The following is a 14,989-nucleotide window of genomic DNA, read 5'->3' on the forward strand; positions in this document are numbered from 1 at the left end:
GGTAGAACGCCATATATAGAAATAGCTAGAATATGCCATGTAAGTGGTGGTACTATTCACGATAGAATGAAAAAGAGGGAGGATATGGGCAAAATAAAATTAATTAAATAGAAACAAAATTTTAAAAAAGTTAATCTTTTAATTATTATACTTGAAAAGATTAGTAATTTAAATTAATATTAAATATATAAAGCTGATGAGGAGGACAAGTAAAATAATGAGTATACTAATGTCAATTTTATATTTTATAATAATGTTAGCTGTTATATTTGGTATTTATATGCTTTGTAAAAAATATGTATTTCCAAAAGTACGTGTAAATAAATATATACCACTTGCAGTAGCGATTATATTACTTATAGTACAAATGACTGGAGTAGTTAAAAATCAATGGATTACGATAATTATAACTCCAATTATAGTAGTATGTTTCTTATGGTTTATGGATATTCAACAAACTGGTGGACCAAAGAAAGCTGATAAGAAAATTGTTATAAAGTCAAAAGCAAAACCAAATAGAGCTAAACACTTAAAGAAATAGTAAATTAAACAAAAATCCAAAGTATATACTTTGGATTTTTTAATCTACAAATATAGGAGAACTTATAGCAATCCTAGCACCTTCTTGATAAACTTTTATTACAAACCAACTTTGATTATCTTCTAGTTTATGAGAGTATAAGTATTTAATTTTATTTAATTTTATATCTTGAACAGAATGAAGAATTTCTCCGCCATTAGTTATTATCTCTATTTTTTCTATTAAATAATATTTGTCTTCTAGAAGAATAGAAAAATCTATAGTATCGCAATTAGATGAAATTATTCCACCCATTAACACATCATTAGCAAAAAAATAAAATGATAAGCTTCTACTTTCAGAAGAGAATGTGTTACGGTTTCTAAAACATTCTATCAAAGTACTTTTACTAAGCTTTGGAAGTAGTACTCCTGTTGCATTATCATAATTTCCAAAGTCTAAACTCCCTGTGCTTTGACTATTTATAGCACCAAGTTTCCAACCAATATCTAAAAGCTTAAAGTAATATTTTTCTCTTCTATTATAGCGCTCTCCAAAAGTTCCACTACATACTTCTACAGAAGTTATCATGTTATTTAACACTTTATTATAAGGAAGAGATAGAATGCTTTTAATAGGCCTTTTAATAATTATAAAAGCATCAGGATTATTAATCATCCAAAATATTAATAAGTTAATATCTTTAATATCTCCAGTAAAAAAATTATTTGAATTTATTACATTTATATCTCCATAGGGTATAGTTTTTGCTTCAAAACCTTGAAGTGCAATAAAATTATTTTTTTTTCTTGAAAATTTTTTGCATATATTGTATGAAGAATTCCATCTTGTTATATTATGACCATCATAAGAAACACTTTTAGTTAAAAAGCTATTTTGGTCTGTAACCATTAAGAAATCTAAATGACTTCTATAAGTATAGTTTAGTGTATCATTAGGTGAAGCAGAGCCTAATGAATAAGAGGTATAGCAATTTGGTATACCATAGAATACATTGATATCTTTTAAGTTGAAAATATTTATATCATATTTATTATGTTTACCCATATATATTATCCTTAAAATTGATTATAATTATATATAGTGGTATATAGTATAAAATAATGACAACAATTTATTTAAATGATAAAATAGTATAAGAATTTTACATGGAGATGAGAAGAATGATTAAGAGTTTTAAGAACAAAATACCAATGGTTAGTAACAATACATATATATCTGAAAGTGTAGATATAATCGGAGATGTTACAATTGAAGAAAATTGTAATATTTGGTTTGGTGCTAGATTAAGAGGAGATATGAATAAAATACATGTAGGAAAAGGAAGTAATATTCAAGAAAATTCAGTTTTACATGTAGATACCGATTTTGAAACTATAATCGGAGAAAACGTTACAGTAGGACATGGTGCTATTGTTCATGGATGTACTATCTGTGATAATGTTTTAATAGGTATGGGGTCAATAATATTAAATGGTGCAAAAATAGGTAAAAATTCAATTGTTGGAGCTGGAGCTTTAGTTACCCAAAATAAAGAATTTGAAGAGGGAGTTTTAATACTTGGTAATCCAGCGAAAGCTGTTAGAAAACTAACAGAAAAAGAAGTAGAAAGCATAAGAGAGTCAGCTAAACATTATATAGAGCTGAGTAAGGAGTATGCTTAATTTAGGAGGAAAAATGATAAAAATAGGTGAATATAATAAACTAGAAGTTGTTAAAGAAAGGGACTTTGGATTCTTTTTAGCAGATGAAAAGAAAAATGAGATATTACTACCAAAGGCTTTATTAGATGGAAATGAAATTGAAGTTGGTGATGAAGTAAATGTATTTACATATATGGATTCACAAGGTAGAGCAGTTGCAACTATGAAGAAGCCTTTAATTGAAGTTGGTAAGGTTGCATATTTAGAAGTTGTTCATCAAAATGATTTTGGTGCATTCTGTAATATGGGACTTGAAAGAGATTTGTTTGTACCAATGAGAGAACAAAGATTTAAACTTTTAGTAGGTAAAAAGTATTTATTCTATGCTTATTTAGATAAGAGTGGTAGACTTGCAGCTACTACAGAAGTTGATGATTATTTAGACCAAGGAGAAGGATATGAAGTTGATGATATAGTAAAAGTTATTTCATATGGAAAGGGTACATCAACAACAATTAAAGTTGCAATAGATGGCAAGTATAGAGGAATAATACTTGGAAATGAGCATATTGAAACTATATACCCAGGTGAAGAATTAGAAGCTAGAGTTAAAAAAATATATGAGGACGGCACAGTTGGACTTACTACAAGAAAGAAAAGATTAGATGCTAGAGATGAAATCAAGGAATCAATACTTAAGTATTTAAAATCAAATGGTGGAATGATGGCATATAATGATAAGTCAAATCCAGAAGAGATTAGAGAAATATTCGGAACAAGTAAGAACTACTTCAAAATGGCATTAGGTGGATTAATGAAAGAAGGCCTAATAGAACTGAATGAAGAAGGAACTAAATTAAAATAATCTCAAAATTCAAATAGTCTATATCATAAAATTTATGATATAGACTATTTTTAATTTAAAACTATTTTCTAAATATACCAAGGATAAGTTTACTAATTTCATTAATTACTAAAGGAACTAATGAAATTAAAAATACAAATTCAAAATCTCCAAATGATAATGGATAAGTTTTAAATACTGATGATAGGAAAGGAACTGAAATTATTAAAATTTGTAATACTATACCCAAAATAAGTGAAAGAAGTAAAGCTTTATTTTTAAATATACCTACTTTAAATATAGATTTTTTACTATCTCTTAATGAAAAAGATAAAAATAATTGAGAGATACTAAGAACTACAAATGCCATAGTTTGTGCATGAACAATGGAATCAGAGTAGTACTTAAGACCAGTTTTGAAAGCAATTAATGTTGTAATTCCAACAGTTAATCCATTTATTATTAAAGTGAATATAGTATCTTTTGTAAATATACTTTCTTTTGGGTTTCTTGGCGGGTCTTCCATAACGCCTTCGTCACCAGGATCTACACCTAGCGCAAGGGCCGGAAAACTATCAGTTATAAGATTAACCCATAAAATATGAATAGGTTGAAGTGGAGCAGCCCAATTTAAAACAATGGCAACAAATAAAGCTATTACCTCACCAAAGTTACCTGAAAGTAAGAAGGTTATAGATTTTTTTATATTTGAATAAATATTTCTACCTTCCTCAACAGCACCAACTATAGTAGTAAAGTTATCATCTGTAAGTATCATATCAGCAGCACCTTTTGCAACATCAGTACCTGTTATACCCATAGCAACACCAATATCAGCAGCTTTAAGTGAAGGTGCATCATTTACACCATCGCCTGTCATTGAAACAATATTTCCATGAGATTTAAATGCTTTAACTATCTTTACTTTATGCTCAGGAGATACACGAGCAAATATTCTATATCTATTTATATTATTTTTAATTTCATCATCTGATAATGTATCTAATTCGCTGCCTTCTATACATTCATTAAAATCACTTGAAATACCAAGTTCATGGCCAATAGCATAAGCTGTATTTTTATGGTCACCAGTTATCATGATTGTTCTTATTCCAGCTTTATCACAAAGGTCTATGGAGCCCTTAACTTCCTCTCTAGGAGGATCAATCATGCCCATTAATCCGACGAAAATCAGATCTTTTTCAATATCAGGTATAGAAGTATTCTCTGACTCTAAATCCTTATATGCGCCACCTAAAACTCTTAAAGCTTCATTGGACATTTCATTTGATTTAGATAAAAGATCCTTCTTTATAGGATCAGTTAAATCTTTTATTTCTCCATTTATAAGAACTTTAGTACATACTTTAAACAATGAATCAATAGCTCCCTTTGTATGAACTCTGTAGTGATTATCATATTTATTTACTGTACTCATAAGTTTTCTATCAGAATCAAAAGGTATTTCATCAATTCTATTATATTTATTGTTTAATTCATCCTTGTAATAATTAAATCTAACACCAATATCTAAAAGTGCTATTTCTGTAGGATCACCTGTATCACCTTTATCTGATAAAGTAGCATCATTACAGAGAATCATGGTCTCAAATAATATTTTAGAATTATCATTAAGATCATTAATGTCATCTACAGATAAAATGGAATTTGTATCATAAACTTTTCTAACAGTCATTTTGTTTAACGTTAAAGTTCCAGTTTTATCAGAACATATAATATTTACAGAACCTAGAGTTTCAACAGCAGGCAACTTTTTTACTATAGCATTTTGCTTTATCATTCTTTGGACTCCAAGCGCAAGAACTATAGCAACTATAGCAGGAAGACCTTCAGGAATTGCAGCAACTGCTAAGCTAATAGCTGTAAGAGCCATTTCAAAGGTATCTCTCCCTTGGAATAGACCAATTACGAATATAAGCACACAGATAATTATCGCGGCTATTCCTAAAATTTTACCAAGAGAAGATAATTTCTTTTGAAGAGGTGTCATATCCTCTTCTTCATTTTCAATCATTTTAGCTATCCTACCTATTTCAGTATCCATAGCTGTTGCAACACATACTCCAATACCTCTACCATAAGTTGCTAGAGTAGACATATATGCCATGTTTTCTCTATCTCCAACTGGAATATCTTTAGAATCAAATACTTTAGTTGCATCCTTATCAGCTGGAACTGATTCACCAGTGAATGCAGACTCTTCAATCTTAAGGTTAGCAGTTTGGATTAAACGTAAATCACAAGGAATATATCTACCAGCATCTATAACAACAATATCACCTAAAACAACTTCTTCTGATGGAATTTCTATAACTTCACCATTCCTTTTAACTAATGCTTTAGGTGTTGAAAGTTCTTTTAATGCAGAAAGTGCCTTTTCAGCCTTAGACTCCTGAACGACACCAATAATTGCATTTATTAAGATAACTATAAGTATTACAATAGAATCACTATATTCACCCATTATTGCAGAGATAATTGCAGCACCAATTAGTATATAAATCATTGCATCATTTATTTGTGCAAGGAAAATGCTAAAAAGAGTTTTTGGTTTTTTAGATGATAGCTTATTTAAACCATTTTTCTCAAGTCTAGCTTTTGCTTCTGCTTCTGACAAGCCTTTATTTTTATCAGTAGAAAATTCTTTTAAAACATCATCTATAGATTTGTTATACATAAATTATCACCTCTTTACAAAATATGATTAAATAAAAAAATATTTACTAAATATAGGGTAATCAGATTGATGAAAATAAATACATGGTAAATTTATAGAGATATATACTTTTTTTTGATATAATTTAATATAAAGTAAAAAGCTTATCAATTTATATGCAATAAGAAAGTATATTTTACAAATCATATGCAATATATTAGCTTTAAAATACAATATTATAGATTAAATATGAGGAGGAGAAGATTATGAAGAAAAAGATTACGGCTTTATTATTAATTGTATTATCAATATTTGCTTTTGTTGGATGTGGAAATAGTGAAGAAAAAGCAAAAGAATCTGCAAAAGAAATTAAAGTAGCTATTCCAGATGGACTACCAGCAATAAGTGCTGCTAAATTAATTAAAGATAACCCAGTAATAGAAAAGGGATATAATGTTACTTATTCAATAGAAAAAACACCAGAAAATATTGTAACTTCAGTTATGAAAGGTGAACCTGATATTGCAATAGTTCCATCAAATGTTGCGGCAACACAATATAATAAAGGAGCTGGATATAAAATTGCAGCTACAACTGGTTGGGGATCATTTTACTTAGTATCAACAGAAAAGATTAAAGATATAAAAGATTTAAAAGGAAAAGATATATTTAATATAGGTAAAGGACTTACACCTGATATAGTAACAAGAGATGTATTAACTCATTTAGGATTTAATGTTGATAAGGATATTACATTTAGTTATTTAAATGGAATTACAGAGCTTGCACCAACAATTTTATCAGGAAAAGCTAAATTTGCAGTTATACCAGAACCGGCATTAAGCCAAGTTCTTGCAAAGAAACCTGATCTTAATATTATAATGAATCTAAACGATGAGTGGAAAAAACAAAATGATTCAAAATATGGATTCCCTCAAGCAACTGTAATAGTTAAAGAAGACTTAATAAAAAATAATAAAGAATTTGTAGATAAATTCTTAAAAGAATTAGAAAATAGCGTTAATTATGCATTAGAAGATAAAAAAGAGCTTGGAGCAATCTGTGAAGCAATAGGAGTTTCAGCTAATAAGGATATAATCACTAAATCTATAGAAAAGTCAAACCTTAAATATGTTCCAATAAAGGATTCAGAGAAAGAATACAATACTTACTTTAAGAAGCTAGATGGCTTTGATAAAAAGTCAATTGGAGGAAAGATTCCAGATGAAGGAATCTACATGGAAAAATAAATTAGAGATACTATTTGGAGCAGTTATATTATTAGTAATTTGGCAAATAGTTGCAGTTAAAATTAATAATGATATATATCTTCCAAAACTTCAAGAAGTGTATACTTCGCTCTTAGAAATAATTAGAGAGAAAGACTTTTTATTAACTGTATTTTGGAGCTTTTATAGAACAATTATCAGTTTTGGAGTTGCACTTATAGTAGCAATAATTATAGGGGTACTATCTAGTATGTACCCCTTTATAAATAATTTATTAAAACCTTTGAATTCTATAGGAAAAACCATCCCTACACTTGTATTAGTAGTACTTGCACTTATATGGTTTGATAAAGATAGTGCACCTTTTGTAGTTGGTATTGCAATTGTATTTCCAATTCTTTATGAGGGTATTATAAATACGCTAATAAAAAATGATAAAAAATTAGAAGAAATGATGCTAATATATGAAGTTCCAATGAGAGAGAGAATAAAGAAAGTATATATACCTAATATAATATTTTATATACTTAGAATACTTGTTCCAACTATATCATTAGCATTTAAAGTTGTAATTGCAGGAGAAGTTCATGGTCAACCCAAATATGGTATTGGAGCTGAAGTTCAATTAGAAAAAATGAATTTTAATACCCCAGGGATATTTGCATGGATAATAATTATTGCTATAATATCATTGTTGTTTGAATTATTAAATAAGATTTTAACTGGGAAATATTACAGGTGGCAGAGTGAAGATGTGTAAGCTAATATTAAAAGATGTAAGCAAAAGCTTTGGAGAAAAGAAAATACTAGATAAATTTAACTTAGTATTAGATAATCAAAAGATAAATTGTCTAATAGGGGAATCAGGAAGAGGTAAAAGTACAATCTTAAATCTTATTTCTGGACTATTAGATATTGATAGTGGAAAAATAGATGGCTGTAATTTAAAAAGTGTTAGTTATATCTTTCAAGAAGATAGACTAATACCTTGGCTTACAGTTAAAGAAAATCTAAATCTTGCCTTAAAACATTATTATAAAGGGGAAGATTTAGAACTGAAGATTAAAGAGGTGTTAGAAAAAGTTCAAGGCTTAGAATGGGCCAATAGGTATCCAGATAAGCTAAGTGGAGGAATGAAGCAAAGAATTAATATTGCAAGAGCTCTTGGTAAGCCTTCAGATGTAATACTTATGGACGAGCCTTTTAAATCTTTAGATTATAAAACAAAATACATAATCATGGATGAATTTAAAAAAATTTTTAAAGAGGATGGGAGAATAGTTGTATTTGTAACCCATGATGTAGATGAGTGTATTTATTTTCAAGGAAGAATAATAGTCCTTGGAGAGAGTCCACTAAAGATAAAGGGAGTTTTTACAGAGGAACTTCAAAAGTACAAAAAAAATATTATTAATTTACTGTAAGGAGAAAATATGTTAAAAAAATTTATTAGTTATTATAAGCCCTATAAAAGGCTATTTTTATTTGATATGCTTGCAGCACTTATAGCTGCAGGATGTGATTTGGTATATCCATATATGACAAAGGAACTTATAAATATATCTATACCAGATAAAAACTTGAGAATGATAATTACTTTTGCGATAGCATTGATTATGATTTTCATTGTTAAGGCTCTTTGTGTTTATTTCATGCAATATTGGGGACATGTAGTTGGAGTACGAATGCAGGGGGATATGAGAAGAGAGTTATTTACTCACCTTCAAAGACTTCCAAACAAGTATTTTGACAACAACAAAACTGGAGATATAATGTCTAGAATAGTTAATGATTTAAATGATATCTCAGAACTTGCACATCATGGTCCAGAAGATTTATTTATTTCAATCATAATGTTAGTTGGATCTTTCTTAATACTTATAAATATAAATGTGTTACTTACACTTATAATATTTGCTTTTATCCCTATAATAGTTATTTTCACATTTATACAAAGAAATAGAATGCATAAAGCATTTCTTAAAACAAGAGAAGAAACAGGATTCGTAAATGCTACTTTAGAAAATAGTATATCAGGTATAAAAGTTTCAAAAGCTTTTGTAAGTGAAGAGTATGAAGTTAAAAAATTTGAAGTAGGAAATTCAAGATTTAAAAATGCAAGAGAGAGTGCTTATAAAGTTATGGCTCAATATTTTTCAGGAGCTGGGTTCTATGTAGATTTATTAAATTATATTGTTTTAATAGCTGGTGGTATATTCACTTTATATGGGAAAATAAACATAGGTGATTTTATGGCATATGTTTTATATATAAAATTATTTACTGATCCTATTAAAAAGCTTATAAACTTTATGGAACAATATCAAAATGGTATGACTGGATTTAAGAGATTTACTGATATATTAAATGTCCAAGATGAGCAAGATAAAAAGGATTCTAAAAATTTATCTAATGTTAAGGGCAATATAGAATTTAAAGATGTTCATTTTAGCTATGAAGATAAAAAAATTCTTGAAGGAATATCTTTAGATATAGAGGCTGGAAAAATGGTTGCATTGGTTGGTCCTTCAGGAGGAGGTAAAACTACATTCTGTAATTTAATTCCAAGATTCTATGAAATAGAAAGTGGAGATATTTTAATTGATGGAAATAGTATTTATGATACTAAGGTTGATTCATTAAGAAGGAATATAGGTATAGTTCAGCAAGAAGTATTCTTATTTACTGGAACTATAAAAGAAAATATTCTATATGGTAATATGAATGCAACGGAAGAGGAAGTTATAGAGGCTTGTAAGCTTGCAAATATTCATGACTTTATAATGGCACAAAAAGATGGTTATGAAACTTACATAGGAGAAAGAGGAGTAAAACTTTCAGGTGGTCAAAAACAAAGAATATCAATAGCTAGAGTATTTTTAAAGAATCCACCAATTCTTATATTAGATGAAGCAACATCAGCACTTGATAATACTACTGAGTATATGATACAAAAATCATTAGAAAAACTTTGCGTTGGAAGAACTACTATAGTTGTAGCACATAGATTATCAACTATAAGAAATGCAGATGAAATAGTAGTTTTAACTGATAATGGTATTGAAGAAAAAGGCACACATAAGGAATTATTAGAAAAAGAAGGAGTGTATGCAAATCTTTATAATTCAGCTATTAAATTAAATTAAGTTAATTTAATTTAAACTAATACTTTGTAATTTAAAATAGGTTAGAGCAATAAGATTAAAAAAACTCTAACCTATTTTTATATTTAATAATATTCTTTAATATTATTAAAATAATATTAAAGAATATTATAGGAGTAATTGTTAAAAATAGTATTGACTATTAGTTTGAAAAGAGTTATTATTAAGAAAATATGAAATATACCCCTTAGGGGTATGAATTAGGAGGAATTTATTATGCCAAAACACATAGGAGATAATAGTTTTAGTGCGGAAGTTTTAGATCAAAAAGGAGTAGTTTTAGTTGACTTTTTTGCAACTTGGTGTGGGCCTTGCAAAATGATAGCCCCTGTTTTAGAAGAATTAGAAACTGAAATGGAAGATGTTAAATTTGTTAAAATAGATGTTGATGAAAGCCCAGAAGTAGCTAATAAGTATCAAATACAAAGTATACCAACTTTAAAAGTATTTAAAGACGGAAAAGATGTTGATATGGTTGTAGGATTTTTACCAAAAGATCAAATAAAAGCTTTAATAGAAAAGCATATATAAGAGAATTTCTATGGATAGTAGATATGATATTGCTATAGTAGGAAGTGGTCCTGCAGGATTATCAGCAGCATTAAATGCAAAAATTAGAAATAAATCATTTATAATTTTTGGGAATAATAATCTTAGTGATAAAATAGAAAAGGCTCCCAAAGTTAATAATTATTTAGGATTTACTTCAGGTACAGGAAAAAGTCTTCTAGAGAGCTTTCAAAACCATATAAATAAGATGGGCATAGAAATTGTAAATGAGAGAATAAATACCATATATTCTATGGGAGATTATTTTACTTTAATGGTTAACCAAAAGATGTATGAAGCTAAAACAGTTATATTAGCAACTGGAGTAGAATATACAAAACCATTAAAAGGAGAAGAAGAGTTTATCGGAAAAGGTGTAGGATACTGCGCAACATGCGATGCACCTCTTTATAAAGGTAAGAGAGTAACTATAATTAGTTATAATGAGGTAGGAGAAGAAGAAGCAAACTTTGTAAGTGAGCTAGCAGGGGAAGTATTCTTTGTTCCGATGTATAAAGGTGATTATAAGTTAAATGACAGTATAAATATAATAAAAGAGACACCGACTGAAATTATAGGTGACTCTAAAGTTTCTAAAGTATTATTTAAAAATGGAGAAGAGTTAGAAACAGATGGTGTATTTTTATTAAAAAATGCTGTTCCACCAACTCAATTAGTACCAGGACTTGAGATTGAAGATGGGCATATAAAAGTAGATAGATTAATGAAAACAAATATTAAAGGATGTTTTGCAGCAGGAGATTGTATTGGTACGCCGTATCAGTATATAAAATCTGCTGGAGAAGGAAATGTTGCAGCACTTAGTGCAGCATCATACTTAGGATAAGTGTCAGAATTTCTGGCACTTTTTTTATTGACAAGTATATAATAAGGAGTATAATATTATTTTATAATGCTATTTGAAAGGGGGAGAAAGTAATGATGGATTATAGAGAAGAATTTATCACAAAAATTAAACAAGCTGCTAGTGATAAGTACAATAGAAGAGATCTTTCAGAATTAAATTTTGAAGAGTTAAAAAAATTATCAGAAGAATTATCTTCAAAATAAGAAAGGGATAACACATGTTTATAGAACAGATGTAGAAAAGAGTAGTTAGATTGTAAATATAACTACTCTTTTTGTTTTTAAATTAAAAAAGGTTTACTTTTAAGAGTTAGGAAAATGTATTTTTTATAGACTTATAATAAAGAGGATATTAATATAGATAAAAAAAGCAAGGTTAAATAACCTTACTTTTAAATATATAAATTATCTTCTTTTTGTAGCTACTTCAACATTAACTCTTCTACCATTAAGTTTAATACCTGAACATTTTTCAATAACTTTCTTTTGTATATCAGGGTCTACTGAAACAAATGAGAAGTTTTCAAGTATATCAATCTTATTGATCTTTGATCCATTTATCTTAGCTCTATCAGCAATGAATTTTACGAAAGTCTTAGGTGATAATTGATCTCTCTTACCTATTGAGAAGAATAGTCTAACATCTTCAGATTTTGGAGCAGTTAGAGCATTTTCCTTATACTCAAATGACATTTCTTTATCAAATTGCATCTTAAGTAATGCAGCTATTGCATCAACTGAATCAAAGTTTTCAGCTATGCTTTCAGCAAGAGGTAAGTACTTTTTGAAAGCTTTTTCTTCAAGTACAGTTTCTATACTTGAATATTTATCTTGAAGTTTCTTTTCAAGTATTTCATCTACTGTAGGTATCTTAGCTTTTTCTATGTTACCCTTAGTAACTTTCTTAATTTCTCTCATCATTCCATTTTCTCTTGGAGTAACGAATGAGTAAGCAGTACCTTCTCTGTTAGCTCTTCCTGTTCTTCCGATTCTGTGAACATAGCTTTCAACGTCTTGAGTTAAATCGTAGTTTATAACGTGAGTAACCCCTTCAACGTCTATTCCTCTTGCAGCAACATCAGTTGCAACTAAGAAGTTTAATGCACCTTCTTTAAATCTCTTTAAAGTTTTCATTCTATGAACTTGAGACATATCACCGTGCATACCTTCAACAACATAGTTTTTACTTTGCATGTCTTGAACTAATTCATCTACGCCCTTTTTAGTTCTACAGAATACTATAGCTATTTCTGGATTATCAAAATCTAGAACTCTACATAATGCTTCAAATTTATTTTTATTATTAACTTCAAAGAATTTTTGTTCAATTTTAGATACTGTCATAGCTACTTTCTTAATTTCAATATGCTTAGCATCTTTTTTCATATACTTGTTAGCTAATTTTTTAATTTGAGGTGGCATAGTAGCAGAGAATAAAAGTGTTTGACGATCCTCTGGTAATTCATTTATAACGCTCTCTATATCATCTATAAATCCCATATTTAGCATTTCATCAGCTTCATCTAATACTAAATAGTTAGCTTTGTTTAGGTTAAGTTTTTTTCTTCTGATTAAGTCAAGAACTCTACCAGGTGTTCCAACAACTATATCAACATGTTGGTTTAAAGCCTTTATTTGTTTAGTGATTGAATCTCCGCCATATACAGGTAATACTTGTAATTTTTCATATTTAGTAAGCTTTTTAAACTCCTCATAAACTTGGATTGCAAGTTCTCTTGTAGGAGTAAGTATTAATGCACCAACATTATTTGATCTTTCGAAAGTATTAAGTATTGAACAACCAAAAGCAGCAGTTTTTCCAGTTCCTGTTTGTGCTTGCCCGATTAGGTCATAACCCTCTGTAGCTAGTGGTATACTTTGTGCTTGTATCGCTGATGGTGCTTCATATCCTAAATCAGTTATCGCCTTTAGGATATTTTCTCTTAAGTTTAAATCTTCAAATTTTATATTATTCATTCAAATTTCCCTTCATATATATATATTTATTATATATTTGTTATATATTTTTTTATATATTTGTACCGTACATTCTATAATTAATTATCAACTTATTAATTATAGCTTATAGAATAGGTAATTGTAAAGGCGGTTTAAAACATTTAGTGAAGTAATCTATTACATATGGAGGATATTTGTAGAATAAATTAAAAATATAGAAAAAATGAATATTTAATAGAAAAAATAAATGACTATTGACTAAGAAATATAAAATTTGTATTCTTATAAATAGACAATTTTGTTATTATGAATAAATATTGTGGAAAAGTAAATTTAAAGGATAGGTGAGACATGTTGATAGTTGTTGGCGGAATGATAGGACTTGGAAAGAGCTCAGTTGCAAAAATACTTGGAGAACATTTTAATTCAGAGGTTTTTTATGAAAGTGTAGATGATAATCCAATATTACCTTTATTCTATAGTGAAACAGAAGAAGAAATAAATAAGAAAAGATATCCATTCTTATTACAATTATATTTTTTAAATACAAGATTTAAAAGCATAAAGGAAGCTTTAGTACATAATAATAATGTATTAGATAGATCAATTTATGAAGATTGGTATTTTGCAAAAAAGAATATGGAACTTGGTAGAATATCAGAGCTTGAAATGTCTATATATGAAAATTTATTAAATAATATGATGGAAGAACTTGAGGAGTTACCAAAGAAGGCACCAGATATAATGGTTTATTTAAAAGGATCATTTGAAACAGTATTGGAAAGAATTAAACTTAGAGGTAGAGAGTTTGAAATAGATGATAATCTAAGAGAGTATTACGAATTTTTATGGAAAGATTATGATGCTTGGGTAGATAATCATTATAAAGCATCAGATGTACTAATAATCGATATGGATAAAATGGATGTAGTAAATAATGAATCTGATAAAGAAAAGTTGGTTAAATTAGTACAAGCTAAAGTGAAAGAAGTTAGAGAAAAAGGCGAGATTGTATAATATTAGTACAAGCTAAAATAAAAGAAGTTAAATAAGAAGAAAAAATGGTATAATAACGTAAAATTATTTTATAAAGGGAGATGTGGAATATGGGTTTATTAGGTGGAATATTGGGAAATGCTTCAGAAGTTTCAAGAGATTCTGTTATTAAGGATTTTGGTAAATTAATTGCAAGTGGAGAAAGTATTGAAAAAGCATACAAGCTTATAAGAGATACATTTATCTTTACAGATAAAAGGCTTATAATGGTAGATGTTCAAGGTGCTACAGGAAAGAAGGTAGAATATCATAGTATACCTTATAAAAGTATAACTCATTTTTCAGTAGAATCATCAGGACATTTTGATTTAGATTCAGAACTTAAAATATGGATTTCAGGTACAGCACAGCCTATACAAAAGCAATTTACTAAAGGCGTAGATATATATGAAATACAAGCTATTTTAGCACAAGCAGCTTGTAGGTAGAAAAAAGATGGTGATATATTTATCACCATCTT

Annotated in this window: 15 protein-coding genes and 1 pseudogene; 13 read left to right on the forward strand and 3 right to left on the reverse strand. The window is 28.3% G+C overall.

Going from position 1 to position 14,989, the window contains the following annotated elements:
• Together JOC62_RS06560 and JOC62_RS06565 are read left to right on the forward strand one after the other, a co-directional pair.
• Window positions 1-99 (forward strand): annotated as a pseudogene (locus JOC62_RS06560) (winged helix-turn-helix transcriptional regulator); the annotation flags it as partial.
• Window positions 100-217: 118 nt separating this feature from the next.
• On the forward strand, window positions 218-541 hold the full coding sequence (locus JOC62_RS06565) for a hypothetical protein (RefSeq protein WP_204594432.1): 324 nt from the start codon (window positions 218-220) through the stop codon (window positions 539-541).
• Window positions 542-580: 39 nt separating this feature from the next.
• Here the strand turns inward: JOC62_RS06565 and JOC62_RS06570 are convergent, their stop codons facing one another.
• Window positions 581-1,588: a CehA/McbA family metallohydrolase domain-containing protein gene (locus JOC62_RS06570; protein WP_204594433.1), complete on the reverse strand. Its 1,008-nt coding sequence runs from the start codon at window positions 1,586-1,588 to the stop codon at window positions 581-583.
• Window positions 1,589-1,704: 116 nt separating this feature from the next.
• Here JOC62_RS06570 and JOC62_RS06575 point away from each other — a divergent pair, with 116 nt between their 5' ends.
• Entirely contained in the window at window positions 1,705-2,205 is a 501-nt protein-coding gene (locus tag JOC62_RS06575; RefSeq protein ID WP_204594434.1) for a gamma carbonic anhydrase family protein, read from the forward strand.
• 13 nt (window positions 2,206-2,218) lie between these two features.
• The gene (locus tag JOC62_RS06580) at window positions 2,219-3,049 is read left to right on the forward strand and encodes a CvfB family protein (protein WP_204594435.1); all 831 of its coding nucleotides are present in this window, start codon (window positions 2,219-2,221) and stop codon (window positions 3,047-3,049) included.
• A gap of 61 nt (window positions 3,050-3,110) precedes the next feature.
• Here the strand turns inward: JOC62_RS06580 and JOC62_RS06585 are convergent, their stop codons facing one another.
• On the reverse strand, window positions 3,111-5,726 hold the full coding sequence (locus tag JOC62_RS06585; RefSeq protein ID WP_204594436.1) for a calcium-translocating P-type ATPase, PMCA-type: 2,616 nt from the start codon (window positions 5,724-5,726) through the stop codon (window positions 3,111-3,113).
• Window positions 5,727-5,971: 245 nt separating this feature from the next.
• Between JOC62_RS06585 and JOC62_RS06590 the strand changes: the two genes are divergently transcribed.
• From JOC62_RS06590 to JOC62_RS19310, 7 genes are all read left to right on the forward strand, one after another.
• Entirely contained in the window at window positions 5,972-6,955 is a 984-nt protein-coding gene (locus JOC62_RS06590; protein WP_204594437.1) for an ABC transporter substrate-binding protein, read from the forward strand.
• A complete protein-coding gene (locus tag JOC62_RS06595) occupies window positions 6,930-7,694 on the forward strand; it encodes an ABC transporter permease (protein WP_204594438.1) in 765 nt (254 codons plus the stop codon). The genes JOC62_RS06590 and JOC62_RS06595 overlap by 26 nt, the downstream gene beginning before the upstream one ends.
• Window positions 7,687-8,358, forward strand: a complete 672-nt coding sequence (locus JOC62_RS06600; RefSeq protein WP_204594439.1) for an ABC transporter ATP-binding protein — start codon at window positions 7,687-7,689, stop codon at window positions 8,356-8,358. Before JOC62_RS06595 ends, JOC62_RS06600 begins: the two co-directional genes overlap by 8 nt.
• Window positions 8,359-8,367: 9 nt before the next feature.
• Window positions 8,368-10,080, forward strand: a complete 1,713-nt coding sequence (locus tag JOC62_RS06605) for an ABC transporter ATP-binding protein (protein WP_204594440.1) — start codon at window positions 8,368-8,370, stop codon at window positions 10,078-10,080.
• A gap of 234 nt (window positions 10,081-10,314) precedes the next feature.
• Complete coding sequence (trxA, locus tag JOC62_RS06610) at window positions 10,315-10,629, forward strand: thioredoxin (RefSeq protein ID WP_204594441.1); 315 nt, start codon at window positions 10,315-10,317, stop codon at window positions 10,627-10,629.
• A gap of 10 nt (window positions 10,630-10,639) precedes the next feature.
• Window positions 10,640-11,494 (forward strand): NAD(P)/FAD-dependent oxidoreductase, encoded by an 855-nt coding sequence (locus JOC62_RS06615; protein ID WP_204594442.1) that lies wholly within the window; start codon window positions 10,640-10,642, stop codon window positions 11,492-11,494.
• Between the two features lie 92 nt (window positions 11,495-11,586).
• Entirely contained in the window at window positions 11,587-11,718 is a 132-nt protein-coding gene (locus tag JOC62_RS19310; RefSeq protein ID WP_279381509.1) for a hypothetical protein, read from the forward strand.
• 201 nt (window positions 11,719-11,919) lie between these two features.
• On the opposite strand, the gene JOC62_RS06620 is transcribed toward JOC62_RS19310, so the two are convergent.
• Window positions 11,920-13,491, reverse strand: a complete 1,572-nt coding sequence (locus JOC62_RS06620) for a DEAD/DEAH box helicase (RefSeq protein WP_204594443.1) — start codon at window positions 13,489-13,491, stop codon at window positions 11,920-11,922.
• A gap of 333 nt (window positions 13,492-13,824) precedes the next feature.
• Between JOC62_RS06620 and JOC62_RS06625 the strand changes: the two genes are divergently transcribed.
• Window positions 13,825-14,490 (forward strand): deoxynucleoside kinase, encoded by a 666-nt coding sequence (locus JOC62_RS06625; protein ID WP_204594444.1) that lies wholly within the window; start codon window positions 13,825-13,827, stop codon window positions 14,488-14,490.
• A gap of 89 nt (window positions 14,491-14,579) precedes the next feature.
• Window positions 14,580-14,957 carry a PH domain-containing protein gene (locus JOC62_RS06630; protein ID WP_204594445.1) on the forward strand — a complete coding sequence of 126 codons (378 nt, stop codon included), beginning with the start codon at window positions 14,580-14,582 and terminating at the stop codon, window positions 14,955-14,957.
• The last annotated feature ends 32 nt before the right edge of the window (window positions 14,958-14,989 follow it).

Source organism: Clostridium sardiniense (genome assembly GCF_016907995.1).
Taxonomy (GTDB): domain Bacteria; phylum Bacillota; class Clostridia; order Clostridiales; family Clostridiaceae; genus Clostridium; species Clostridium sardiniense.

Bases quoted from the DNA above. Each gene is read 5' to 3' on its own strand.
- JOC62_RS06585 (WP_204594436.1), bottom strand. From the start codon at position 5,726: ATGTATAACAAATCTATAGATGATGTTTTAAAAGAATTTTCTACTGAT.
- JOC62_RS06570 (WP_204594433.1), bottom strand. From the start codon at position 1,588: ATGGGTAAACATAATAAATATGATATAAATATTTTCAACTTAAAAGAT.
- JOC62_RS06605 (WP_204594440.1), top strand. From the start codon at position 8,368: ATGTTAAAAAAATTTATTAGTTATTATAAGCCCTATAAAAGGCTATTT.
- JOC62_RS06600 (WP_204594439.1), top strand. From the start codon at position 7,687: ATGTGTAAGCTAATATTAAAAGATGTAAGCAAAAGCTTTGGAGAAAAG.
- JOC62_RS06590 (WP_204594437.1), top strand. From the start codon at position 5,972: ATGAAGAAAAAGATTACGGCTTTATTATTAATTGTATTATCAATATTT.
- JOC62_RS06565 (WP_204594432.1), top strand. From the start codon at position 218: ATGAGTATACTAATGTCAATTTTATATTTTATAATAATGTTAGCTGTT.
- JOC62_RS19310 (WP_279381509.1), top strand. From the start codon at position 11,587: ATGATGGATTATAGAGAAGAATTTATCACAAAAATTAAACAAGCTGCT.
- JOC62_RS06625 (WP_204594444.1), top strand. From the start codon at position 13,825: ATGTTGATAGTTGTTGGCGGAATGATAGGACTTGGAAAGAGCTCAGTT.
- JOC62_RS06620 (WP_204594443.1), bottom strand. From the start codon at position 13,491: ATGAATAATATAAAATTTGAAGATTTAAACTTAAGAGAAAATATCCTA.
- JOC62_RS06630 (WP_204594445.1), top strand. From the start codon at position 14,580: ATGGGTTTATTAGGTGGAATATTGGGAAATGCTTCAGAAGTTTCAAGA.
- JOC62_RS06615 (WP_204594442.1), top strand. From the start codon at position 10,640: ATGGATAGTAGATATGATATTGCTATAGTAGGAAGTGGTCCTGCAGGA.
- JOC62_RS06575 (WP_204594434.1), top strand. From the start codon at position 1,705: ATGATTAAGAGTTTTAAGAACAAAATACCAATGGTTAGTAACAATACA.
- JOC62_RS06595 (WP_204594438.1), top strand. From the start codon at position 6,930: ATGAAGGAATCTACATGGAAAAATAAATTAGAGATACTATTTGGAGCA.
- JOC62_RS06580 (WP_204594435.1), top strand. From the start codon at position 2,219: ATGATAAAAATAGGTGAATATAATAAACTAGAAGTTGTTAAAGAAAGG.
- trxA (WP_204594441.1), top strand. From the start codon at position 10,315: ATGCCAAAACACATAGGAGATAATAGTTTTAGTGCGGAAGTTTTAGAT.